Source organism: Amycolatopsis albispora, from assembly GCF_003312875.1.
Lineage (GTDB): Bacteria > Actinomycetota > Actinomycetes > Mycobacteriales > Pseudonocardiaceae > Amycolatopsis > Amycolatopsis albispora.
Genome location: NZ_CP015163.1, coordinates 3153200 through 3174255 on the forward strand (window position 1 = coordinate 3153200; position 21056 = coordinate 3174255).

Here is a 21056-nt window from a genome sequence, read left to right on the forward strand (position 1 = left end):
CCGCGGCTCATTTGCGGGTTTCGTTGAGGTAGTTGTAGATCGTGTACCTGGTCACCTCCAGCTCGGCGGCCAGGAAGTCGACCGAGTCCTTGATCAGGAAGAACCCGGCCTCGTCCAGCTCGCGCACCACCGCGGCCTTGTGCGGCTTCTTCATCAGCTCGACCGGGATCGCCACCTTCTCCACCGCCCGCTCGATCAGGAACCGCTGCAGGCTGTCCACGTCCGGCGGGAAGCTCTCGCGCCGGACCGCCGCGGTGTCGTCGGCGCCGGTGGTCTCGCTGTTCACGCACAGGCAGCCGATCGCGGTGCCGTCGGCGTCCCGCAGGAACATCGTCGACGAGCGGATCGGCCGCCCGTCCGGCCCGTGCGTCTCGTAGTTGATCAGGTCCTGCGTGGTGCCGCGGCGGACCAGGCCGAGCAGCAGGTCGGTCATCGGCCCGCCGGCGTCGCGGCCGGTCAGCCCGCCCGCGATGGCCACGATCGAATCCGGCAGCCGCGACAGGTCGTGCAGCACCACCTCGTTGCCCGGCCCGAGCATCGCGGCGAGCCCGTCCACCGCCGGGACCAGCGCCGCGAGCACGTCGTCCACCTTGCCCGCGACCCGCGCGGTCGTGCCGTGCGCCGGCACCGCCGGGCGGCGCAGCCGGGACAGCGTCAACCGCAGCGCTTCGGCCGCACCGGCGTGCGTGGAGGCGTGCGGGGACAGGCGGACGTGCTCGGGCCGCACGGTCGCGGTGATCCCGTCCGCGGTCAGCGCCGCGCCGACCCGCTCGCTCGGCACGTCGCCGAGGGTGAACGCCAGGATGCCGCCGCGGCGGTCGGTCGCCGAGACGATTTCCCCGCCACACGACCGGATCACCTCCTCCAGCTCCCCGACCCGCTCGGCGATCCGCGCCTCGATCGCGGCGACCCCGGCCTCTTCGACCAGTTCCAGCGCGGCGGCGAAGGCACCCGAGGTGACCGGGCTCAGGTTGCTGATCGACCACGAGGCCGCGGTGTCCGCCGCCGGGTGGATCTCGTCGTCGAACAACCCCGGATCACGGGCTCCGGTCCACCCGGACAGCAGCGGCTCCATGCGTTCGCGCGCGCGGTCCGACAACACGGCGAAGCCGGTGCCCCAGCCCGCCCGCAGCCACTTCTGACCGCCCGCGACCAGGACGTCGGCCACTTCCCACGGCGCCTCGACCACCCCGAAGCCCTGGATCCCGTCCACCACGAGCAACCGGTCGCCGACGACCTCCCGCAGCGCACCGAGATCCGCGCGGTAGCCGGTGCGGAAGTCCACCGCGCTCACCGAAACCACGGTGATCTCCGGCGTCAGCGCGGCCGCGACCGCCTCGGGCGTGACGTGCCCGGCGGGCAGCCAGCGCACCTTCGCCCGGCCGCCCTGCTCCGCGCGGGCCCACGGATAGGTGTTCGCCGGGAACTCACTCGCCGAGACCAGCACCTCACCGGTGGCGTTGAACGCCGCCTGGAACAGGCCGGTGCTGGTGTTCGGCACCAGCACCACGTGGTCGGTGTCGGTGCCGCACAACCGCGCCACCGCCGCCTTCGCCCGGACCTCCTGCAGCATCAGGTCGTCCACAGTGGACTGCCCGGCCTTGACCGAGCGGTCCAGCAGGGTGGCCGTGGTGTCCAGCACCGCGTGCGACGGCGGGCCGAAGCGGGCGAAGTCCAGGTAGCCGGGCGTCTCGTCGAACTGGACCAGGTACCGCGCGGAAATCCGGTTCACGGCAGCACCCGCGCCAGGAACTGGCGGGTGCGCTGCTCCCGCGGATCGCCCAGCACCCGCGCGGGCGGCCCGGTTTCCACCACCGCGCCGTCCGCCATGAACACCACCTCGTCGGCGGCTTCCTTGGCGAAGGCCATTTCGTGTGTCACCACCAGCATGGTCATCCCGTCCTCGGCCAGCCCGCGCATCACCTCGAGCACCTCCCCCACCAGCTCCGGGTCGAGTGCGGAGGTCGGCTCGTCGAACAGCATCAGCTTGGGCCGCATGGCCAGCGCCCGCGCGATCGCGACGCGCTGCTGCTGCCCGCCGGAGAGCTGGGCCGGGTAGTCACCGGCGCGATCGGCGAGGCCGACGCGGTCGAGCAGCGCCATCGCGGTCTCCCGCGCCTGGTCCGGTTCGATCCCGCGCACCCGCACCGGTCCCTCCACCACGTTCTGCAGCACGCTGCGGTGCGCGAACAGGTTGAACCGCTGGAACACCATGCCGATGTCGCGGCGCTGCTTGGCCACTTCGCGTTCACGCAGCTCGTACAGCTTGCCGTGGCGCTCGCGGAAACCGATCGGCTCGCCGTCGACCCAGACCTGGCCGCCGTCGATCGGCTCGAGGTGGTTGACGCAGCGCAGGAACGTGCTCTTGCCCGCGCCGGACGGGCCGAGCAGGCAGACCACCTGTCCTTTCCGGACGGACAGGTCGATCCCGCGCAGCACCTCGGCCGAGCCGAAGCGTTTGCGCACGCCGACCGCGCGCAGCAACGGGTCCTCAGATGGCATCTTTCCCCCTCCGCAGCGGCACCGTGCGCAACGCGCGCGCCGCCCGTGACCACGGCCCCGCCGCGACGCCCGCCCGGTCGGCGGCGCCGAACGCCCGTTCCAGGTAGTGCTGCCCGATCCCGGCGACGGTGACCACCACCATGTACCAGATCGCGGCCGCCAGCAGGGTCTCCATCACCAGCAGGTTGTTCGACGAGATGTTGTTCGAGGCGTGGATCAGCTCGGTCACCCCGATCACCGAGGCCATCGAGGTCGCCTTGAGCATGTTGATGAAGTCGTTGCCGGTGGGCGGGATGATCACCCGCATCGCCTGCGGCAGCACCACCCGGCGCAGTGTGGTGGCCGGGGTCATGCCGATCGCCTTGGCCGCCTCGGTCTGCCCGCCGTCCACGCTGTTCAGCCCGGCGCGCACGATCTCGGCCATGTACGCGCTTTCATTCAGCGTCAACCCGAGCAGGGCCGCGACGAACGCGCTGACCAGCACGTTGGTCGGCTCGTGCAGCAGGTAGCCGCCGCCGAACGGCAGCGGGATCGAGATGAACTCGAACACCAGCGCCAGGTTGTACCAGATGAGGATCTGCAGCAGCACCGGCAAACCGCGGAACAGCCAGATGTAGACCACCGCGAACCAGCGGGCCACCGGGTTCGCCGAGCGGCGCATCAGCGCGACCACGATGCCGAGCACGATCGCCAGCCCCTGCGAGACCACCGCCAGCAGCACGGTGTTCAGCAGGCCGACGGCCATCACCCGGTACCAGAGGAACTCCGGCACCGACTCGTAGTCGATCTTCGCCTGGGCCAGCGCCACGCCGAGCGCCGCGAGCAGCGCCAGGATGACCGCGCCGCTGACCCACCGGCCCCAGTGGCGGAGCCGGACGATCGGCAGCTCAGGAGCCGCCATTGAGCTTCACCTCGCCGACCGCGCCCTGCTCCACGCCCCAGGCGCGCAGGATCTCGTTGTAGGTGCCGTCGGTGACCAGCGCCTGCAGCGCCTTTTGCACGCTCTGCGCGAGTCCGGCGTTGCCCTTGTTCACGCCGATGCCGTACGGGCCGCCGTTGATCGGCTCGCCGGGGATCACCTCGAAGAACTGGCCCTCACCGGCGGTCTTCGAGATGTAGACCGCGCTCGGCAGGTCGTTGAGCACCGCGGCCACCCGGCCGGTGCGCAGCTGGTTCTGGTTCTGGGTGTCGCTGTCGGTGGCGGTGACGGTGATCTCGGGCTTGCCGCCCTGCTTGCACCGCTCGCTCTGCTCGGTGGCGTACTTCTGGTGGCTGGTGCCCTGCACCACGGCGACGGCCTTGCCGCACAGGGTTTCCGGGCCGTTCACCCCGTCCGGATTGCCCTTGCGGACCATGATCGTGATGCCGGAGGTGAAGTAGTCGACGAAGTCGATCTGCTGCTGGCGCTCGGCGGTGTCGTTCATCGCCGCCATGGTCAGGTCGATCCGGCCGGACTGGAGGCTGGTGATCAGCGAGCTGAACGCCATGTCCTGGTGGGCGACGGTGAGCCCGAGCTTGGCGCCGATCGCCTTGGCCAGGTCCACCTCGTAGCCGACCGGGGTCTTGCCGTCGGCGGCGTAGAAGTTGTTCGGCGCGGACTGCAGGTAGGAGCCCATCCGCAGGACGCCTGCCTGCTTGACCGGGGCCGGTAGCCCGGCGTTGAGCTGCTCGTCCTTGGTGATCTTGGCCAGCACGGGCGCGGTGTCCGGCACGCCGGCCGACACCCCGCCGCCGGGCTGCTGGGCCGGTCCACCACCGGCACCGTCCGGCCCGCCACCGCAGGCGGTCAGAGCGAGCGCGAGCAGTGCGAACGCAGGCACAAGTTTTCGAGCGGGCATGGGCCACCTCCGCGACCAGGGGAAATGCTGGAGCAGGACGCTACAACTCGTTGTTGAAGCCGTCAACTATGAGTTGAAATTTCTGCTGACTGCCCTGGCGGGTTGCCTGAGGGTGACCGAGGGTCGCGTAAGTTCTGACCGCGGGGCTCAGCTGTGTTGGCTCCGGATGGCGCAAGGCCAGGCGCGTTGGCACCTGCCGCATTGGTTCCGGTCGCGCAGGCCACCCACGGCGGCTCAGCTGCGGCGGTTTGGCTGCCGCTGCATCGATTCCCGTCGCATTGCTTCCCGGGGCGCAGACTCACCCGCGGCGGCTTGGCTGCGGCGGGTCAGCCGCGCAGGTCTGGCCGCATACGTTCGGTCGCGCAGGCCTAGCCGCATCGTCCTGGTTGCGCAGGGGCTGGCAAATGTCCCGGCCCGGTCGCAGCTATAGGGGGCGCGCAGTTTGGCCGCACGCCTCGCGTCGCGCGACCCTCTGCGGAGCCGAACTGTGGCGGATGCGGAGCCGCGGCATCGGCGCGCTCCGAGCGCTCAGGCGCGCGGAACCAACGGCGAACTCAGTCGATCGCGCCCTCCCGTCGGGTGCAGGACGTCACGGGCGGGCGCGCCGACGAACCGCGGCGGCGCCAGTCCTCGAGTACCAGGTGGACCAGCCGCCGTGCCTGTACCGGGATCTCCACCGGCGGCTCCGGCTCACCGTCGACCGCGGCGAACTCCCAGTTCGCCAGCCCGCCGCCAATGATTTCGGCGTAGCGTTCGGCGGCCAGCCTGCTGCGGAACCGCACCCGCTGACTGGTGATCCGGCTGGTGATCTCAACCGCCATGACGCCCCTCCTGAAGCTGGAGCCGGCCCCGATCTTCCCCATCGGAGCCGGCCCGTCCAGTAGAACACATGTTCGATCGAGATGCGAGCCCCGGGGGTGGCCACTGTGCACGTCCGGTCGTGGCACGCCGCCTACCGCGGGCTCCTGCCCGGCGACTACCTCGACGGACTCCGCCCTGAGGGCCGCGCGGCGAGCTACACCTTCGGCAACCCCACTGGAGCCGGGGACACGTGCTTGTCGGCAACGACCTCGCCCAGCGCTTCTACCGCACCGACGGCGCCCCGCGGACGAACCGGATGTTCGAGGCGTCCGTCAACGAGGTTCGTTTCCGCCGGGAGTTGCCGCACATCGCGGAGCAGGCTCTGGTTGCGGTCCGGTGGCAGCTGCGCCCAGTCGATGAAGTGGATGGCCAGGTCCCGCTGCGTTGTTCCCCTTGCGCAGCAAGGAGGTCACGTCACCGTACTTGCCGTTCGCCACCAGCCCGGCCAGCACCGTGGACCCGGCGGGCGCCGGTGGTGTGGCGGCCAGGGCCGTCAGGAGTGGGACGAGCACCGCGATCGCGGCGAGCAACTTCGGCGTGCGGCGCATGGCTGCTCCCGGGGGAATGGTCCAAACCACCCTGGAACACTTTCCGATTTCCGGGCAAGGGACCGCTGGGGCTACCCTTCGCAGGCGTGACGATGCCCGAGGAGCCCGCCGAGCCCGAGTACCGCCAACGCCGCTTCACCGCCCCGCCGGGCGCGGCCGACCTGCTGCTGATCCGCCACGGCGAATCCGCGCCCGCCCGCGCCAGCAAGCCGTTCCCGCTGGTCGACGGCCAGGGTGATCCCGAACTCGCGCCCGACGGCCTGGCACAGGCCCAGCTGATCGCCGAACGGCTCGGCAAGGAGCAGTTCGACGCCCTCTACGTCACACCGCTGCGGCGGACCGCGCAGACCGCGGCGCCACTGGCCGAACGGCTCGGCATCACCCCGCGGGTGATCCCCGAACTGCGCGAGATCTTCCTCGGCGAATGGGAAGGCGGGGTCTTCCGGCAGAAGGTGGCCGAACGGGACCCGCTGGCCGAGCGGCTGTGGGCCGAGGAACGCTGGAGCGTGGCGCCCGGCGCGGAGGACGACGACGCGTTCGCCGCGCGGGTGCGCGCGGGGATCGAGCGGATCGCCGCCGAGCACGCCGGTCAGCGGGTCGCGGTGTTCACCCACGGCGGCGTGATCGGGCAGGCGCTCGCGCTGGCCGCGCGCTCGCGGCCGTTCGCGTTCGTCGGCGCGGACAACGGCTCGTTCTCGCAGCTGGTGGTGCACGGGCCGCAGTGGATCGTCCGGCGCTACAACGACACCGCGCACCTCACCAGCTGATCCGGCCGAACGCGACGAACTCCACGGTGGCCAGCACCGCGATCGACTGCGCGGCCAGCAGGCCGATCAGCACCAGCAGCTGCGCCACGCCGGCCTGCACCGGGCTGGCACCGCCGAGCAGCATGCCGACGTAGGCGCCCGGCAGCGTGACCAGCCCGACCGTGCGGGTCTGGTCGAGGCCGGGAATGAGCGCGTGCCCCGCCGACGGGCGGCAGATCTCCAGCGCGGCGGCACGCGGCATGAAGCCGAGTGCCAGCGCGGCCTCGTACTCGCCGTGCCGGGTCTTCAACTCGTCGAGCGCGCGGCGGCCCGCCTGCGCGGTGGCGGTCATCGCGCCGCCGATCACGATGCCGGCGATCGGCACCACCACGATCGGTTTCCCCGGCACCACGCCGGTGGCCAGCACCAACGCGAGCACCGGCAGGACCCCGGCGGCGATCGCCGCGGCGAACCACGGCCAGCCGCCCGGCGCCTCGACGCGCCGGTACGCGGTGAACGACGCGACGGCGAACATGAACAGCACAAAGCCCGCGGTCCACCAGCCGGAGCGGAGGATCGCCGTGATGACCAGCGAGACCGCGGCCAGCTGGACCACCGCGCGCACGGCCGCGACCAGCACCGCGCGGCCGGAGCCGAGCCCGCCGCGCCACACCACGGTCGCCGCGATCAGGACAAAAACCGCGAGCACGGCGGCCAGCAGGGGCCCCGCCTCGATTGCTGCACTCACCGCGCCGATCCTGCCCGACTCACTCCCCGCGCGCGTGGCGCGCCGCATGCCGTGCTGGCGGCGTCACGGCATGCGGCGCTGGGAAGGTGGTTACCGGCTGTGCGAGCAGGTCACCACGTTCTTGGCCACGGTGGTCGACTTCTGCGACACCACCTGGCCGTCCACCACGATGCGGCAGGTGAGGCTCCCGGCCGCCGGGTTCTGCGCGGAGATGCTGAAGTAGCCCGAACTGGGGGTCAGCTGCTCGAGCGTCCGCGACCACGGCAGCTCGGCGCTCATCTCCTGCGCCACGGTCAGCTCGTTGCCCACGTAGGTGATGTTCCGCGCGCCGTTGTCGCCGCTCAGCTCGTAGGTGACGTACTTCGACGGCATCGGTGGCGCGATCGGCGCCACGTGGTCGGCCCGCACCCGCGGCGCCTGCTGGTTCGACCTGGCCGTCCGCTCCCCGGCAGTCACCTGCAGCACGATGCTGGCGGCCCCGACCACGGCCACCCCGAGCACCAGCGAAACCCCGCCCAGCAACCGGCGCGCCCGGCGTTCGGCGGCCCGCTTCGCTGCTTCCTCGTCGTCCTCGGCTGCTGTCACAGGTGCCGCTCCCCACGTCACCGCGCCCCAGGTCGGGCACGCTGCCTAATACTCGCTTAATCGCGTTGGCCCGTTACCCCCGAAGGTCGGAATATTTGAACATTCACTCTTTCGGGGGTTCTGGCTTCTCGGCGGTGCGCACGATGTTCCGCACCATGCCGCCGAAAACCAGCCCGTGGAACGGCGCGACCGCCCACCAGTACAGGTGCCCGGCCAGTCCCTTCGGCACGAACACCGCGCGCTGGCGGTACACCGAACCGGACTCCGCCGATTCCACCGCCAGTTCCAGCCACGCCTGCCCCGGCACCTTCATTTCCGCGCGCAACCGCAGCAGCTCACCGCGTTCGATGGCTTCCACGCGCCACCAGTCCAGCGCCTCGCCCAGGTGCAGGCGCTGCTGGTCACGCCGCCCTCGCCGCAGCCCGACCCCGCCCACCAGCCGGTCCAGCCAGCCACGCACCGCCCAGGCCAGCGGGAACGAGTACCAGCCGTGGCTGCCGCCGACGCCCTCGATCACCCGCCAGAGCGCCTCCGGCGGCGCCGCGCACGGTGACCGCCGGTGATCGGTGTAGACCGAGCCGCCGGACCAGTCCGGGTCCGACGGCAGCGGTTCGGCGGGCGCGTCCGGCACCGACGCACCGGCCCAGCGGGTGGGCACGTCGGCGTCCCGGATCCGGGCCAAGGCCAGCTCAACGGCCCGCTCGTAGCTCACCAGCCCGTCCGCCGGCGTGGGCAGGTACCGCTCGATGTCGTGCTCCCGGCACACCATCTCGTGCACCAGTGAATCGATCAGGGGCCGGGCGATGGCCTGCGGCACCGGCGTCACCAGGTTCACCCAGTGCGACGAAAGCCGGGGCGTGAGCACGGGTGCCGGCACCATCACTCTTCGGATTAATCCGGAAACCTGGGCGTAGCGGCGCATCATCTCCTGGTAGGTGAGCACGTCCGGCCCGCCGATGTCGAAGGCGCGGTTCACGCCGGCGGGCAGGTCCGCGCAGCCGGTCAGGTAGCGGAGCACGTCACGAACGGCGATCGGCTGCACCCGGTGGTGCGCCCACTTCGGCACCACCATCACCGGCAGCCGCTCGGTCAGGTACCGCAGCATCTCGAAGCTCGCCGAACCGGAGCCGAGAATGATCGCTGCCTGCAACACGGCCGTGGGCACGCCCGAGCGCAGGAAGATCTCGCCGACCTCGGCACGCGACGCGAGGTGGTCCGACAGCTCCTCGCCCTCGGGCTTCAGCCCGCCGAGGTAGACGATGCGGCCGACGCCGTTGTCCCGCGCGGCCTCCGCGGTGAGCAGCGCGGCCCGCCGGTCGATCCCGGCGAACCCCTTCCGCGAAAGCGAATGCACGAGGTAGTAGAGAACGTCGATGCCTTCGGTGGCGGCGTGCAGGCTGTCCGCGTCGAGCACGTCACCACGCACGATCTCGACCTCACCGGCCCACGGCACGTCCCGCAGCTTCGACGGGTCCCGCACCAGGCACCGCACCGAATGCCCCGCCGCGAGCAGGTTCGGCACCAGCCTGCCGCCGATGTACCCGGTCGACCCGGTGACCAGACAGCGTGGCATTCAAGCCAGCCGGGTCAGGTCCGCGTTGCCGCCGGAGACGACCAGCACGGTCACCCCGTCCCGCGGCGCCTCCACCACGCCGGACCGCAGCGCCGCCAGGCACACCGCCGACGCGGGCTCCACCAGCAGCTTGCTCGACTCGATCAGCTCCGGCCACGCCGCGGAGATGGCGGCTTCGTCCACCTCGACCACGTCGTCCACATAGGCCTGGACGTGCGGAAGCGTGTGCTCACCGGCGAAGGGCGCGGTCAGCCCGTCCGCCACGGTCGCCGACGGGTTGTCGATCCGCACCACCTTGCCCGCGGCCAGGCTCTGGCTCATCGCGTTCGAAGTCGCCGGTTCGACGCCGACCACGCGGGCCGACGGCGCCAGCTTGCGCACCGCGGCGGCCACCCCGCTGAGCAGCCCGCCACCGCCGACCGGCACCAGCACCAGATCGGGCGGCGGGCCGTCCGCGCACAGTTCCAGCCCGGCCGTGCCCTGCCCGGCGATCACCTCGGGCTGGTCGAACGGGTGCAGGATGGGGAAACCGTGTTCCTCGGCGAGTTCGGCCAGCGTCGCGGCCAGGTCGTCGGTCGGCACGATCTCACCGCCGAACCGCCGCACGTTCGCCACCTTCGACGGCACCGGATTGCTCGGCATGGCGACGATGACCCGCACGCCGAGACGCTTGCCCGCGTACGCGACGGCCGCCGCGTGGTTGCCGGCGGAGAAGCTGACCACGCCCTCCGGCAGCTCACCGCGTTCCTGCCAGGTGAGCAGCGTGTTCAGCGCACCGCGCACCTTGAAGCTGCCCGCGTGCTGCAGGTTCTCGGCCTTGAGCAGCACCCGCGTGCCGAACTCGTGCGACAGCACCTGGTTGTCGACCAGCGGGGTGCGCAGCACGAGCCCTTCGATGCGGTTCGCCGCATCGGAGATGTCGTCGATGGTCACCAAAGCCACGCCCCGACCGTACCCCGCGAAACTGTCGGGGGCCCGGTGCATGATGGCGGCGTGTACCGCGAACTGCCCGCTCCCGCCCCACTGCGCTCGGTGGTGCGCTGCCGCTGGCTGTCGGTGGCCGAGGCGGGCGGCGGCAAGCGGATCGTGCCGGACGGCTGCCTCGACCTGATCGCGGGCGGTGGCCGCGTTTTTGTCGCCGGGCCGGACACCACGGCCTGGTGGTCGGAGCAGGCGCCGGGCACCAGGCTGCACGGGGTCCGGTTCCGGCCGGGGCACGCGCCGCGGGTGCTCGGTGTGCCCGCCGACGAGTTGCGTGACCAGCGGGTCGACCTGGCCGACCTGTGGGGTGCGCGCGGACGCAGGCTCGGCGAGCGCGTACTGGACTCCCCTGCCGCCCTGATCGATCTCGTCGGCGTGCCGGAGGACCCGGCGGATCAGGCGCTCGACGTGGTGCTGGCCCGGCTGGATCGCGGGGTGCCGAGGGTGTCGGCGGCGCTCACCGGGCTGGACCTGGGTGCCCGGCAGTTCCGCCGCCGCTTCGGCGCGGCGGTCGGCTACGGGCCCGCCACCTACCTGCGGGTGGCCCGGTTGCGGCGGGCCATCGAGCTCGCCGGGGCGGTGCCGGACCTGGCCACGCTCGCCGCCGAAGCCGGGTACGCCGACCAGGCGCACCTGAGCCGGGACTGCCGCGAGCTGACCGGTTCCACGCCGTCGGCGTACTTCCGTTCCGTTCAAGACGGCGCCGGGCGCGCCGGCCTACGGTCGCCGGCATGAACACCGAAAACCTCGCCCGCGCAAGGGAATTCCTGGCCACCCACGCCCGGCTGCTGGAGCGGCGGCTCGCCGAGGTGCGCGCCGGAGCACACAACGCGGCGCCTGGGGTGCTCGCCGCGCTCGCCGCCTACCGCAATCCCGACGGCGGGCTGGGCCACGCGCTCGAACCCGACGTCCGCGCGCCGGAAAGCCAGCCGCTCGCCGTCGACTTCGGCCTGGCGGTGCTCGCCGAACTGGTCGAGACGGTGCCGTCGATCCGGGAAGACGCCGCCGCATTCGCCGCCGGTCTGCTGCCCTACCTGGAGTCCGTGGCGTCACCGGGCGGTGGCCTGCGCATCGTGACGCCGTCGATCACCGCGCATCCGCACGCCGCGCACTGGGGCGACGGCCGGTTCCCGCCGGGCCTCAACCCGACCGCGAACATCGTCGCGCGGCTGTGTGCGCTCGGGCTGTCGTCGGCGTGGCTGGACGAGGCGAGCCGGTTCTGCCGCACCGAAATCGAGCGGGCGCTCGAGGGCGAGCTGGACGCGCACACCGCGCTCAACGTGCTGACCTACCTGGAAAGCACGGAAGACGAGGCGTTGACGGCGGCCTTCGAAGCCAAGGTGCCCGGCATGACGTTGTTCCACCTCTACCCCGGCGCGGGCTACGGGCTCACCCCGCTGGACTTCGTGCCGCACCCGGAGAGCCCGCGGGCCCGGCTGTTCCCGCGCGAGGCCATCGAGGCGCATCTGGACCAGCTCGAAAAGGCGCAGGATGCGGACGGCGGCTGGCCGATGAGCTGGGCTCCGCCGGGTCCGGCGGCCGAGTTGGAGTGGCGTGGGGTGCTCACGCTGCACGCGATCAGTCAGCTCGATGCCTATGGCCGCTAGGTGATCCGGCGGGCCGTCGCGGCCGACGCACCCGCCGCGGCGGAGGTGTGGCTGCGCTCGTTCGCCACGCTCGGCGTCCGCCGCGCGCATTCCGAGGACGAGGTCCGCGCCTGGTTTGCCCAGGTGGTGGTGCCCCGGCTGGAGACCTGGGTGTCGGTGGACGGCGGCGCGATCACCGGCCTGCTCGTGCTGGACGGGCCGGAGCTGGCGCAGCTCTACCTCGATCCGGCGTGGCGCGGGCGCGGCCTCGGTGACCGGTTCGTCGCGCTGGCGAAACGGCGGCGGCCCGGTGGGCTGGAGTTGCGAACTTTCCAGGTCAACGAACCGGCGCGGCGGTTCTACCGGCGGCACGGGTTCACCGAAGTGGCGTGGTCGGACGGCACTGACAACGAGGAGGGCGAGCCGGACGTGCGGCTGGTGTGGTCGCCATAACCACGGGTTATCGGCGAAGGTATTCGCCTCGGTGCCAAGATCACGCCAGGATGGACGCATGACCCTTCCCACCCGCTCGCTCGGCGGTCTCGACGTCTCCGCCATCGGCTTCGGCGCGATGGTGCTCTCCCCCGGCATGTACGGCGAAATCGACGACCGGACCGCCGCGGCGGCGTTGAACCACGCCATCGACGCCGGTGCCACGCTGATCGACTCCAGCGACGGCTACGGCGCGGACGGGCACAACGAGAAGCTCATCGGCGAGGCGGTCCGCGGCCGCCGCGACGAGGTGGTGCTGGCGACGAAGTTCGGCTTCCGCGTTCCGGAAGGCGCCGAGGCGCACGCGTTCCCGGTGAACTACTCGTTCGGTGAACTCGCGGTGAACGCCGAGCCGCGGTACGTCCGCGGCTACGCCGAGCAGAGCCTGCGCAATCTCGGCACCGACCGGATCGACCTGTACTACCCGCACTTCCCGGACCCGGTGGTGCCGATCGAGGACACCGTGGGCGCGGTGGCCGAGCTGGTCGAAGCCGGGCTGGTCCGCCACCTCGGACTGTCCAATGTGGATGCCGGTCAGCTGCGGGCGGCACACGCCGTGCACCCGGTCAGCGCGGTGCAGGCGCAGTGGTCGATGTGGCAGCCGATCGACGCCGACCTGCTCGCCACCGCCCGCGAACTCGGCGTCGGTGTGGTGGCCTGGAGCCCGCTCGGCAGCGGCTTCCTCACCGGCAAGGTGAGCACGGTGTCCGCGTCGGACTTCCGGAGCAACATCCCGCGCTTCGACGCCGAGAAGCTGGCCGCCAACAACGACAAGTACGCGCCGGTGCGCGCGCTCGCCGCGGAGATCGGCGTCAGCCCCGGTCAGCTCGCGCTGGCCTGGCTGCTGCACCAGGACCCGGCCGTGGTGCCGATCCCCGGTTCACGGACGCCCGCGCACATCACCGAAAACCTCGAAGCCGCGCGGATCGCGCTCACCGGCCCCACGCTCGCGCGGATCGACGACGCCCTCCGCGAGTTCGCCCCGGCGGGCGAGGGCAGCCTGCGCTGAGCTCATTCGGCGGCGCGCTGCTCGGCGGCGAGGAAGTGCGCGATTTCGCTGGTCGCCGGGTAGAGCGCGCGGTACCGCTGGTAGAAGCGGTCGTACACGCGGGCTCGCCCGGCGTCCGGCCGGACCACCGAGCGCACCGGGTTCCACGCGGCGATGTCGGGTGACCAGCCGAGCGCGACCGCGGCCAGGTAGGCGTCGCCGAGCGCGGCGCCCACCGTCTCGGCGGGCACCTCCTGGTCGAGCCCGGTGACGTCGCTGACGATCCGCGTCCACAGTCCACCTTGGACACCGCCGCCGACGGCGACCAGCCGCCGGGCCGCCCCGCCCGCCTCGGTCATCACCTCCAGGTTGTGCCGGACGCCGTACGCGATGCCCTCCAGCACGGCCCGGTACAGCTCGGCGAGCCCGTGGCCAGTGGTCAGCCCGGCGATCACCCCGCGGGCGTCCGGGTCGAACAGCGGCGTGCGCTCCCCGGCGAAGTAGGGCAGCATCAGCAGCCCCCGGCTGCCCGCGGGCACTTCCGCGGCCGCCGACACCAGTTCGGCGAAGTCGCGCCCGGCCAGTTTGCGCAGCCAGTCGGTGATCGCGCCGGAGGTGGCCATGCCCGCGGCGAGCGAGTAACTGCCTTCGCTGACCCCGCGCGTGGTCCACAGCCCCGGATGCGGGCTGGGGTCGGCGAGCAGCTGGATCAGGAACATGGTCGTGCCGTACATGACCATGGTGTCGCCGGGCTCGGTCACGCCGACGCTGGCCGCCTCGGCCCAGGCGTCCACCGTGCCCGCGGTGACCGGAAGTCCTTCCGGCAGCCCGGTTTCCGCAGCCGCGGCGGCGGTGACGGTGCCGGCGATCTCGGTCGGCCAGCACAGCCGCGGCAGCCGGATGCCGGGCGCGACCGCCTCGGCCCAGTCCGGTGCCCAGTCCGCCGCGCGCAGGTCGTACATCGGATCGGACTGGCTGGCCGAGTGGTGGTCGAGCACGTACTCGCCGGTCAGCCGGTGCACCAGGTACGAGCTGGCCATCAGGAACAACCGCGACGCGCCGAACACCTCGGGCTCGTGCCGGGCCAGCCAGCGCCACTTCGGCCCGACCGCCTGCGAGGACAGCACCGTGCCGCCACGCTCCACAATGGACTCGGCGCCGAGTTCCGCGGTCAGCTCGTCGATCTCGCGGCTCGCCCTGGTGTCCACCCCGTAGAGCACCGCGGGCCGCAGCGGCCTGCCGTCGGCGTCCGCGGGCAGCAGCACCGGGCCGATCCCGCTGACGCCCAGCCCGGCCAGCGGGCGCCCGCCCGCCGCGGCGGCCAGCTCACCGGCGATGGCGGTGAAGTCCCGCCACCACACCGCCTCCGCGTCGTGCTCCACCCAGCCGGGGTGCGGGTAGGAGGTCTCGTGCGGCCGCGAGGCACGCGCCACGATCGTCCCCTGTGGATCGACGAGCACCCCCTTGGAACTCGAGGTGCCGATGTCGATGCCGAGCAGCAACCCGTCAGCCACGCGTCCACTCCTCCAGCCGGATCCCCAGCAACTCCGCCGCCGCCCGCAGTTCCGGCCGCAGGTCACCGGGCACCGCGTGGATGTGGTTGGCGCCGAACCGGCTCAGGAAGGTCTCCGCCGGCACGTCCAGCCGCGCGAAGGCATGCGGCCACTCCGGGGTGGACTGCCGCACCAGTTCCGCGGTGGTCTGCTCGTCGTAGTTTTCGAACGTGCCCAGCATCAGCTGCAGCCGGTACTCGCCGTTGTGCCGGGTCAGCCTGCCCAGCGTCATCTCGCCGGGCGCGGCCACGTGCTGCACCGAGGCGCCACCCGCCGGGAAGAAGAACACTTCCGGGTAGAAGTTGACGTGCCGCAGGTTCTCCTTCGGATCCGCGCTGCGGGCGGCGTACCAGGTGGCGTGCTGCCCGGAGTTGCACAGGTCCCAGATGTCGCGGTCGGCGTGGTAGTGCCGGACGTCGGCGAACAGCACCGGATCCCCGGAGAGCCGGTGCATCAGCTGCATGGTCAGCGCGCCGTCCATGTCGGCCTCGGTCGCGGTGACGTGCACGGGTTTCGGGCCGTTCCAGTCGTACGGGTCGTTGAGGAAGGCCTCGGTCACGTCCATCGTGGCGAACCGCTCGGTCAGCTCCGGCTGGCCCTTGATGCCGGAGAAGTCCAGGTTCCGCTCGGCGATGATGTCGCGGATCGCGAGGTACGACCGGAGCTGGCGCTCCAGCAGTTCCGGGGTCAGCTTCCGCCCGTCGTAGTGGACCCCGGCCGCGTGTGCCTCGATCCACTCGCGCGCCTGGCGTGCTTCGGCGGCGTGCGCGCTGTCGGCGGCCCGTGAGACCAGCTCGTACTGGTCGATCTCCTCGACGTCGATGCCGAACTGGCGCATCCACTGGTCGGTGTTGGCCACCGCGGTGTTCATGCCCATCGGGCGCCCGCCGAACCGGCCGAAGGTGGCGCCGCGCAGCCCGGCGACCGCTCCCGCGGCTGTGGCCAGCACGCCGATCCGCGCGATCACCTCGCCGTCGTCCGGCGCACCCCACAGCCGGACGTGCGCACGCCCGATCTGGTCCAGCGCGCCCCCGGCGGCCAGCATGCCGACCAGGCCGGGTTCCGTGGGATCGGTGCTGGCCAGCAGCACCAGCGGCCCGGGGGTGGCGTCCGCGGCGAGCACGGAGAAGTGCGGGAAGCTCCAGACCGGGTAGTGGAACACCGTGACGTCCACCCCGGCCGCGGCAATCTCCCTCGGCACGGACACGGCCAGCGCGTTGTCCGACAGCGGCGCCGCCCCGGTCACCACCTGGTGGCCCGCTCTGGTCAGCGCGCTGACCAGAGCGTCCAGTTTGGACTGGATGAACGCGGCGTTGCGCTCGTGCACGTGGCCGCGTCCGTCGGAAACACTGAGCACGCCGATCCGGGCCACCGCATCCTCCATGCCTCGGTTCGCGCAGGGGCGCTGGGGTATGGTACTGGGTAATCGTTTACTCATGACGCTATTGCGCGGGTTGAGTAGTGTCAATAGCCGCCACAGCACGAGGAAAGGGGGCTCGCCATGGCGACCATCAGCGACGTGGCGGCCAGGGCGGGTGTGTCCACCGCGACCGTCTCCAGAGCCCTGAACGGGAAGTCCACTGTGGACCCGGCATTGGCGGAGAAGGTGCGCGAGGCCGCCGCCTACCTCGGTTACCAGCCGAACGGGCTGGCCAGGAACCTGCGCCGCCAGGAGACCGCGGTGCTCGCGCTGGTGATCTCCGACGTGGAGAACCCGTTCTTCACCGCGATCGCGCGCGGCGTGGAGGACGTGGCGCAGACCGCGGGCTACTCGGTCGTGCTGTGCAATTCGGACGAGAACGCCGAGAAGGAGCGCCGCTACCTCGACGTGGCGTTGCAGGAGCGGGTGGCGGGCGTGGTGCTCTCGCCGACCGGCGGCGACACCGACGTCACCCAGCTGCTCAGCCGCGGCACCCCGGTGGTCGCGGTGGACCGGCCGCTGAACGCGGTCGACGGCGACCAGGTGCTGGTCAACACCCGGTGCGCCGCCGACGAAGCGACCCGTCACCTGATCGAGGCCGGTTACCGCCGGATCGGGTGCCTCACCGGCCCGGAGGGCGTGCGCACCGCCGACGACCGGCTCGCCGGGTACCAGAGCGCGATCGCCGCCTCGGCCCAGGCCACCACCTGCTACCGCCGGTGCGAACTGCGCACCGCGCACGCCAAGGCGGCGGCACTGGACCTGCTCGACGAAGGCGACGCGCCCGACGCGCTGCTCATCGCCAACAGCACGATGGCCATCGGCGTGCTGGAAGCCTTGCGGGAGCGCGGCATCCGGCCCGGCCGCGACTTCGGCCTGGTCAGCTTCGACGACGCGCCGTGGGCCGCGCTGCTCGATCCCCCGCTGACCGTGGTCGCGCAGCCCGCCTACGAGATCGGCAGCATCGCCGCCCGGCTGCTGCTCGACCGGATCGCCGACGGCTCCCGGCCGCCGGAGGCCAGGGAACTGGCCGCCCGGCTGATCGAGCGCGGCAGCAGCCACCGGTGATCAGCCGCCGGCGTTGAGCCGGGCGTAGACCTCCGCCGCGTTCTCCTTGGTCACCCGTTCGATGGGCAGGCCCTGCACCTTCGGCACCTGCTGGCAGTCGACCAGGATCTTGCGCGCCGCCTCGACCGCCTCCTTGCCACCGGTCGGGTAGACGAAGGTGGCGGCCAGCCTGCCCGCCTCCACCGCCTTGATGCCGCCGGCCTCGATCGGCAGCCCGTCGATGCCGACCACCTTGATGCCGGTCAGCCCGGCGTCCTGCGCGGCCAGGTAGGCGCCCTCGCCCATCGGGTCGTTGTGCGCGTAGACCACCTGGATGCCGGGCGTGCCCTTGAGCAGCGCGTCGGCCTGCTGGCGGCCCTTGTCACGCAGCCAGTCGCCGTCGGCACTGGCCACGATTTCGATGTTCTTGCCGCCGATGCCCAGTTTGAACCCGTCGCTGCGCTCCTTGGCCGGGCTCGATCCCGCCAGCCCCTTCAGTTCCGCGACCTTGCCGCCGCCGGGCAGCAGTGACTCGGCGACGAACTCCCCGGCGCGGCGGCCGATGTCGAAGTTGTCGGCGCCGATGAACGAGGTGAACGAGTCGCCGTTGACCTTGCGGTCGAGCACCAGCACCGGCACGCCCTGCTCGTAGGCCTTCTTCACCACCGAGGTCAGCGGCGTGGCCTCGTTCGGGCTGATGATCAGCAGGTCGATCTGCTGGGTGAGGAAGTTCTCCACCTGCTCGACCTGCTTGGAGTTGTCCTGCTGCGCGTCGGCGAAGTTGACGGTGAACTGCGGGACGCCCGCCGCCGCCTTCCGGATGTCGGCGTCCATCCGCTCGCGGTACGGCTCGGCGACGTTGGCCTGGCTCACCCCGATCGTGTACTTGCCGCCCGCCCCGCCGCAGGGCTTGGGCTCGGCCGGGCCACCACCCGCGTTCTCGCTGGTGGTGCCGCAGGCGGAGACCACCAGCGTCAAGCCAAGCAGCAGTGAAAGCGCGCCACGCGCCCGTTTTGGCATGAGTTCCTCCCTCTACCCCACCGCGGCGGGCCGCAGGCGCTGCAGCCCCGCGGCCGCCACGATCACCAGTCCGATGATCAGCAGCTGGATGTTCGAGTCCACGTTGTTCAGCGTCAGGATGTTGCGCAGGACCCCGACCAGCAGCGCCCCGGCGACCGTACCGACCACCGTGCCCCGCCCGCCGGACAGGCTCGCCCCGCCGATCACCACCGCGGCGATGGCGTCCAGCTCCGCCATCGACCCGTCGTTCGGGCCGCCGTAGTTCAGCTGCCCGGCGTGCACGATCCCGGCCAGCGCGGCGAGCAGCCCGCACAGCCCGAAGACCAGGATCTTCACGCGATTCACCGGGACGCCGGACAGGCGCGCGGCCTTCTCGTTGCCGCCGATCGCGTAGATGTGCCGCGAGAAGGCGGTGACCCGCAACAGGATCGCGGCCAGCCCGGCGACCACCGCGAAGATGAGCGCGGGAATCGGCACCAGTCCGTTGAAGGTGCGCTCGCCGAGCAGTGAGAAGGCCAGCGGCGCGCGGCCGGGCGCGTCCCCGTAGGCGATCTCCACGCCCTGCCCGCCGGACCAGATCCGCGCCAGCGCGCGGGCGATCTGCATGCCGGCGAGCGTGACGATGAAGGCCTGGATGCCCAGTTTCGCGGTGACCACACCCTGCAGCAGCCCGAAGACCAGCCCGGCGGCGAGCACCACGAGCACCGCGGGCAGCACGCCGAAGTCCTGGCGCACCAGCAGCACCGCGGCGCCCACGCTGGCCAGGCCAAGCACCGAGCCGACCGACAGGTCGATGCCGCCGACCAGGATCACGAAGGTCATGCCGACGGCGAGAATGCCGATCTCCGACATCGCGCGCACCACGTTGAACAGGTTGCCGCTGTCGAGGAAGAGCAGTTCCCCGTTGCGCACCGGCGAGAAGATCACCGCCGCGAGGAAGACCAGCACCAGGCCGAACAGGCTCTGGAAGCGGAACAGCCAGGCGATCATCCGGCCTCCTCGCCGAGCGAGAGCTCACCCATCGACGCGGCGAGCAGTTCGGCTTCGCCCGCCTCCTCGGTGTGCAGTTCGCGCACGCTCCGTCCTTCGCGCAGCACCACCACGCGGTCGCACACCCCCATCAGTTCCGCGAGTTCCGACGAAGCCAGCAGCACGCCGACGCCCTGGGCGGCGATTTCGGACAGCAGCTGGTAGATCTCGGCCTTGGCGCCGACGTCCACCCCGCGGGTCGGGTCGTCGAGCAGCAGCAGCGCCGGTTCGGTGAGCAGGTTCCGGCCGAGCACCACCTTCTGCTGGTTGCCGCCGGACAGCGAGCCCGCCGGGGCGGCCAGCCCGGACAGCTTGATGCCGAGTCGTTCCGCGGTGCCCATCGCGGCGCGGCGCTCGCGGGCGGCGGGCACCACGCCGAACCGCCCGATCCGGTCGACCACGGACAGCACCGTGTTCGCCAGCACCGAGTGCTCCAGCGCGAGTCCCGAGGTCCGGCGGTCCTCCGGCACGAACGCGATGCCGCGGCGGAGCGCGTCGCGTGGCCCCTTCGGGTGAATCTCGGTGCCGTGCAACCGCACGCTCCCGGTCCACCGGCCGGGCGTGCCCACGCCGTACAGCGTCTCCAGCAGTTCGGTGCGCCCCGAGCCGAGCAGGCCGGCCAGGCCGACGATCTCCCCTTCGCCCACGCGCAGCGAAATCCCGGCGGGTTCGCGCCTGCCGGGCACCGGGCGCCGCGGGCGGAGCACCAGGTTGTCCACCTCCAGCAGCGCCTTGCCGCCCGCCGCCGCGGTCTCGGTGTGGAACAGCAGGTCCACCCGGCGGCCCACCATCGCTTCGGACGCCTGCTCCGCGGTCATCTCGCGCGCGTCGAACTCGGCCACCACCTGGCCGTTGCGCAGCACCGTGGCTCGGTCGGCGACCTGGCCGATCTCGGCCATGCGGTGCGAGATGTAGACGATGCCTGCCCCGCCCGCGCGCAGTTCGGCGATCACCCGGAACAACTGCTCGGCCTCGGCGGGCGGCAGCGCGGAGGTCGGCTCGTCCATGATCAGCACCCGCGCGTCGAGCGAGAGCGCTTTGGCGATGGTGACCAGCTGCTGCTCGCCCGTGCGCAACTGCTCCACCGGCCGCTTCGGGTCGAGGTCGACACCGGTGCGGGCGAGCAGTTCACGGGCCGCGGCGAGCATGCGCCGCCGGTCCAGCGCGCCGATCCGGTTGCGGGGTTCGCGGCCGAGGAAGATGTTCTCCGCCACCGACAGCGCCGGGACCAGGTCCAGTTCCTGCGGGATCATCGAGATGCCTGCCCGCTGCGCGTCGGCGGGACCGGAGAAGCGCACCGGCTCGCCGTCGATCCGGATCTCGCCCTGGTGGCCGCCGACCTCACCGGCGAGCACCTTCATCAGCGTGGACTTGCCCGCCCCGTTCTCGCCGAGCAGCGCGTGCACCTCACCGGCGTGCACGGTGAAGTCGGCGTCCCGGATCGCGCGCACCCCGCCGTAGGACTTGCTGACGCCCGTCATGGCGACCAGCGGTGCCCGATCGGTCATGCCCATCCCCTGCCGGCGGTGGCCCGAGAAA

20 protein-coding genes are annotated in these 21056 nt (G+C 71.8%); 6 read left to right on the plus strand and 14 right to left on the minus strand.

Features of this window, described 5'->3' with window-relative positions:
- Window positions 1–7 precede the first annotated feature (7 nt).
- The 5 genes from A4R43_RS14660 to A4R43_RS14680 all read right to left on the minus strand — a co-directional run bounded on the left by A4R43_RS14660 (window position 8) and on the right by A4R43_RS14680 (window position 5161).
- A complete protein-coding gene (locus A4R43_RS14660; RefSeq protein ID WP_113692846.1) occupies window positions 8–1732 on the minus strand; it encodes an aminotransferase class V-fold PLP-dependent enzyme in 1725 nt (574 codons plus the stop codon).
- A complete protein-coding gene (locus A4R43_RS14665) occupies window positions 1729–2502 on the minus strand; it encodes an amino acid ABC transporter ATP-binding protein (RefSeq protein ID WP_113692847.1) in 774 nt (257 codons plus the stop codon). Before A4R43_RS14665 ends, A4R43_RS14660 begins: the two co-directional genes overlap by 4 nt.
- Complete coding sequence (locus A4R43_RS14670) at window positions 2492–3403, minus strand: amino acid ABC transporter permease (RefSeq protein ID WP_113692848.1); 912 nt, start codon at window positions 3401–3403, stop codon at window positions 2492–2494. Before A4R43_RS14670 ends, A4R43_RS14665 begins: the two co-directional genes overlap by 11 nt.
- Window positions 3390–4340, minus strand: coding sequence for an ABC transporter substrate-binding protein (locus A4R43_RS14675; protein WP_113692849.1), 951 nt, complete (start codon window positions 4338–4340; stop codon window positions 3390–3392). The genes A4R43_RS14670 and A4R43_RS14675 overlap by 14 nt, the downstream gene beginning before the upstream one ends.
- Window positions 4341–4894: 554 nt before the next feature.
- A complete protein-coding gene (locus A4R43_RS14680; protein ID WP_113692850.1) occupies window positions 4895–5161 on the minus strand; it encodes a hypothetical protein in 267 nt (88 codons plus the stop codon).
- Between the two features lie 674 nt (window positions 5162–5835).
- On the opposite strand from A4R43_RS14680, the gene A4R43_RS14690 reads away from it, so the two are divergent.
- A complete protein-coding gene (locus tag A4R43_RS14690) occupies window positions 5836–6516 on the plus strand; it encodes a histidine phosphatase family protein (RefSeq protein ID WP_113692851.1) in 681 nt (226 codons plus the stop codon).
- Here the strand turns inward: A4R43_RS14690 and A4R43_RS14695 are convergent.
- The 4 genes from A4R43_RS14695 to A4R43_RS14710 all read right to left on the minus strand — a co-directional run bounded on the left by A4R43_RS14695 (window position 6506) and on the right by A4R43_RS14710 (window position 10343).
- Window positions 6506–7243 (minus strand): ABC transporter permease, encoded by a 738-nt coding sequence (locus tag A4R43_RS14695; RefSeq protein ID WP_236809006.1) that lies wholly within the window; start codon window positions 7241–7243, stop codon window positions 6506–6508. The genes A4R43_RS14690 and A4R43_RS14695 overlap by 11 nt on opposite strands.
- Before the next feature lie 90 nt (window positions 7244–7333).
- Window positions 7334–7828 (minus strand): MmpS family transport accessory protein, encoded by a 495-nt coding sequence (locus tag A4R43_RS14700; RefSeq protein WP_162788470.1) that lies wholly within the window; start codon window positions 7826–7828, stop codon window positions 7334–7336.
- A gap of 103 nt (window positions 7829–7931) precedes the next feature.
- Window positions 7932–9401 (minus strand): SDR family oxidoreductase, encoded by a 1470-nt coding sequence (locus A4R43_RS14705; protein WP_113692854.1) that lies wholly within the window; start codon window positions 9399–9401, stop codon window positions 7932–7934.
- Window positions 9402–10343, minus strand: coding sequence for a threonine ammonia-lyase (locus A4R43_RS14710; protein ID WP_162788471.1), 942 nt, complete (start codon window positions 10341–10343; stop codon window positions 9402–9404).
- A gap of 51 nt (window positions 10344–10394) precedes the next feature.
- Here A4R43_RS14710 and A4R43_RS14715 point away from each other — a divergent pair, with 51 nt between their 5' ends.
- The 4 genes from A4R43_RS14715 to A4R43_RS14730 are packed head-to-tail and all read left to right on the plus strand — an operon-like array spanning window position 10395 to window position 13469.
- Complete coding sequence (locus tag A4R43_RS14715) at window positions 10395–11117, plus strand: AraC family transcriptional regulator (RefSeq protein WP_236809007.1); 723 nt, start codon at window positions 10395–10397, stop codon at window positions 11115–11117.
- Window positions 11114–11989 carry a hypothetical protein gene (locus A4R43_RS14720; protein WP_113692856.1) on the plus strand — a complete coding sequence of 292 codons (876 nt, stop codon included), beginning with the start codon at window positions 11114–11116 and terminating at the stop codon, window positions 11987–11989. The genes A4R43_RS14715 and A4R43_RS14720 overlap by 4 nt, the downstream gene beginning before the upstream one ends.
- The gene (locus A4R43_RS14725) at window positions 11990–12421 is read left to right on the plus strand and encodes a GNAT family N-acetyltransferase (RefSeq protein WP_205215336.1); all 432 of its coding nucleotides are present in this window, start codon (window positions 11990–11992) and stop codon (window positions 12419–12421) included.
- 58 nt (window positions 12422–12479) lie between these two features.
- Window positions 12480–13469 (plus strand): aldo/keto reductase, encoded by a 990-nt coding sequence (locus tag A4R43_RS14730; protein ID WP_113692857.1) that lies wholly within the window; start codon window positions 12480–12482, stop codon window positions 13467–13469.
- A 2-nt stretch (window positions 13470–13471) separates the two neighbouring features.
- On the opposite strand, the gene A4R43_RS14735 is transcribed toward A4R43_RS14730, so the two are convergent.
- Entirely contained in the window at window positions 13472–14962 is a 1491-nt protein-coding gene (locus tag A4R43_RS14735; RefSeq protein WP_113692858.1) for an FGGY-family carbohydrate kinase, read from the minus strand.
- Window positions 14955–16373 (minus strand): L-fucose/L-arabinose isomerase family protein, encoded by a 1419-nt coding sequence (locus tag A4R43_RS14740; RefSeq protein WP_113697601.1) that lies wholly within the window; start codon window positions 16371–16373, stop codon window positions 14955–14957. The genes A4R43_RS14735 and A4R43_RS14740 overlap by 8 nt, the downstream gene beginning before the upstream one ends.
- A 129-nt stretch (window positions 16374–16502) precedes the next feature.
- Here A4R43_RS14740 and A4R43_RS14745 point away from each other — a divergent pair, with 129 nt between their 5' ends.
- Window positions 16503–17489, plus strand: coding sequence for a LacI family DNA-binding transcriptional regulator (locus A4R43_RS14745; protein ID WP_113692859.1), 987 nt, complete (start codon window positions 16503–16505; stop codon window positions 17487–17489).
- Here A4R43_RS14745 and A4R43_RS14750 read toward each other — a convergent pair whose 3' ends face one another.
- From A4R43_RS14750 to A4R43_RS14760, 3 genes are read right to left on the minus strand one after another with little or no spacing between them, the layout of a single operon-like run.
- The gene (locus A4R43_RS14750; protein WP_113692860.1) at window positions 17490–18488 is read right to left on the minus strand and encodes a substrate-binding domain-containing protein; all 999 of its coding nucleotides are present in this window, start codon (window positions 18486–18488) and stop codon (window positions 17490–17492) included.
- A 12-nt stretch (window positions 18489–18500) separates the two neighbouring features.
- Complete coding sequence (locus A4R43_RS14755) at window positions 18501–19478, minus strand: ABC transporter permease (protein ID WP_113692861.1); 978 nt, start codon at window positions 19476–19478, stop codon at window positions 18501–18503.
- Window positions 19475–21025, minus strand: coding sequence for a sugar ABC transporter ATP-binding protein (locus A4R43_RS14760; protein ID WP_113697602.1), 1551 nt, complete (start codon window positions 21023–21025; stop codon window positions 19475–19477). The genes A4R43_RS14755 and A4R43_RS14760 overlap by 4 nt, the downstream gene beginning before the upstream one ends.
- Window positions 21026–21056 lie beyond the last annotated feature (31 nt).

Excerpts from the sequence above, each read along its gene's own strand:
- A4R43_RS14665 (WP_113692847.1), bottom strand. The coding sequence starts at position 2,502 with ATGCCATCTGAGGACCCGTTGCTGCGCGCGGTCGGCGTGCGCAAACGC.
- A4R43_RS14670 (WP_113692848.1), bottom strand. The coding sequence starts at position 3,403 with ATGGCGGCTCCTGAGCTGCCGATCGTCCGGCTCCGCCACTGGGGCCGG.
- A4R43_RS14675 (WP_113692849.1), bottom strand. The coding sequence starts at position 4,340 with ATGCCCGCTCGAAAACTTGTGCCTGCGTTCGCACTGCTCGCGCTCGCT.
- A4R43_RS14680 (WP_113692850.1), bottom strand. The coding sequence starts at position 5,161 with ATGGCGGTTGAGATCACCAGCCGGATCACCAGTCAGCGGGTGCGGTTC.
- A4R43_RS14705 (WP_113692854.1), bottom strand. The coding sequence starts at position 9,401 with ATGCCACGCTGTCTGGTCACCGGGTCGACCGGGTACATCGGCGGCAGG.
- A4R43_RS14720 (WP_113692856.1), top strand. The coding sequence starts at position 11,114 with ATGAACACCGAAAACCTCGCCCGCGCAAGGGAATTCCTGGCCACCCAC.
- A4R43_RS14730 (WP_113692857.1), top strand. The coding sequence starts at position 12,480 with ATGACCCTTCCCACCCGCTCGCTCGGCGGTCTCGACGTCTCCGCCATC.
- A4R43_RS14745 (WP_113692859.1), top strand. The coding sequence starts at position 16,503 with ATGGCGACCATCAGCGACGTGGCGGCCAGGGCGGGTGTGTCCACCGCG.
- A4R43_RS14750 (WP_113692860.1), bottom strand. The coding sequence starts at position 18,488 with ATGCCAAAACGGGCGCGTGGCGCGCTTTCACTGCTGCTTGGCTTGACG.
- A4R43_RS14755 (WP_113692861.1), bottom strand. The coding sequence starts at position 19,478 with ATGATCGCCTGGCTGTTCCGCTTCCAGAGCCTGTTCGGCCTGGTGCTG.
- A4R43_RS14760 (WP_113697602.1), bottom strand. The coding sequence starts at position 21,025 with ATGACCGATCGGGCACCGCTGGTCGCCATGACGGGCGTCAGCAAGTCC.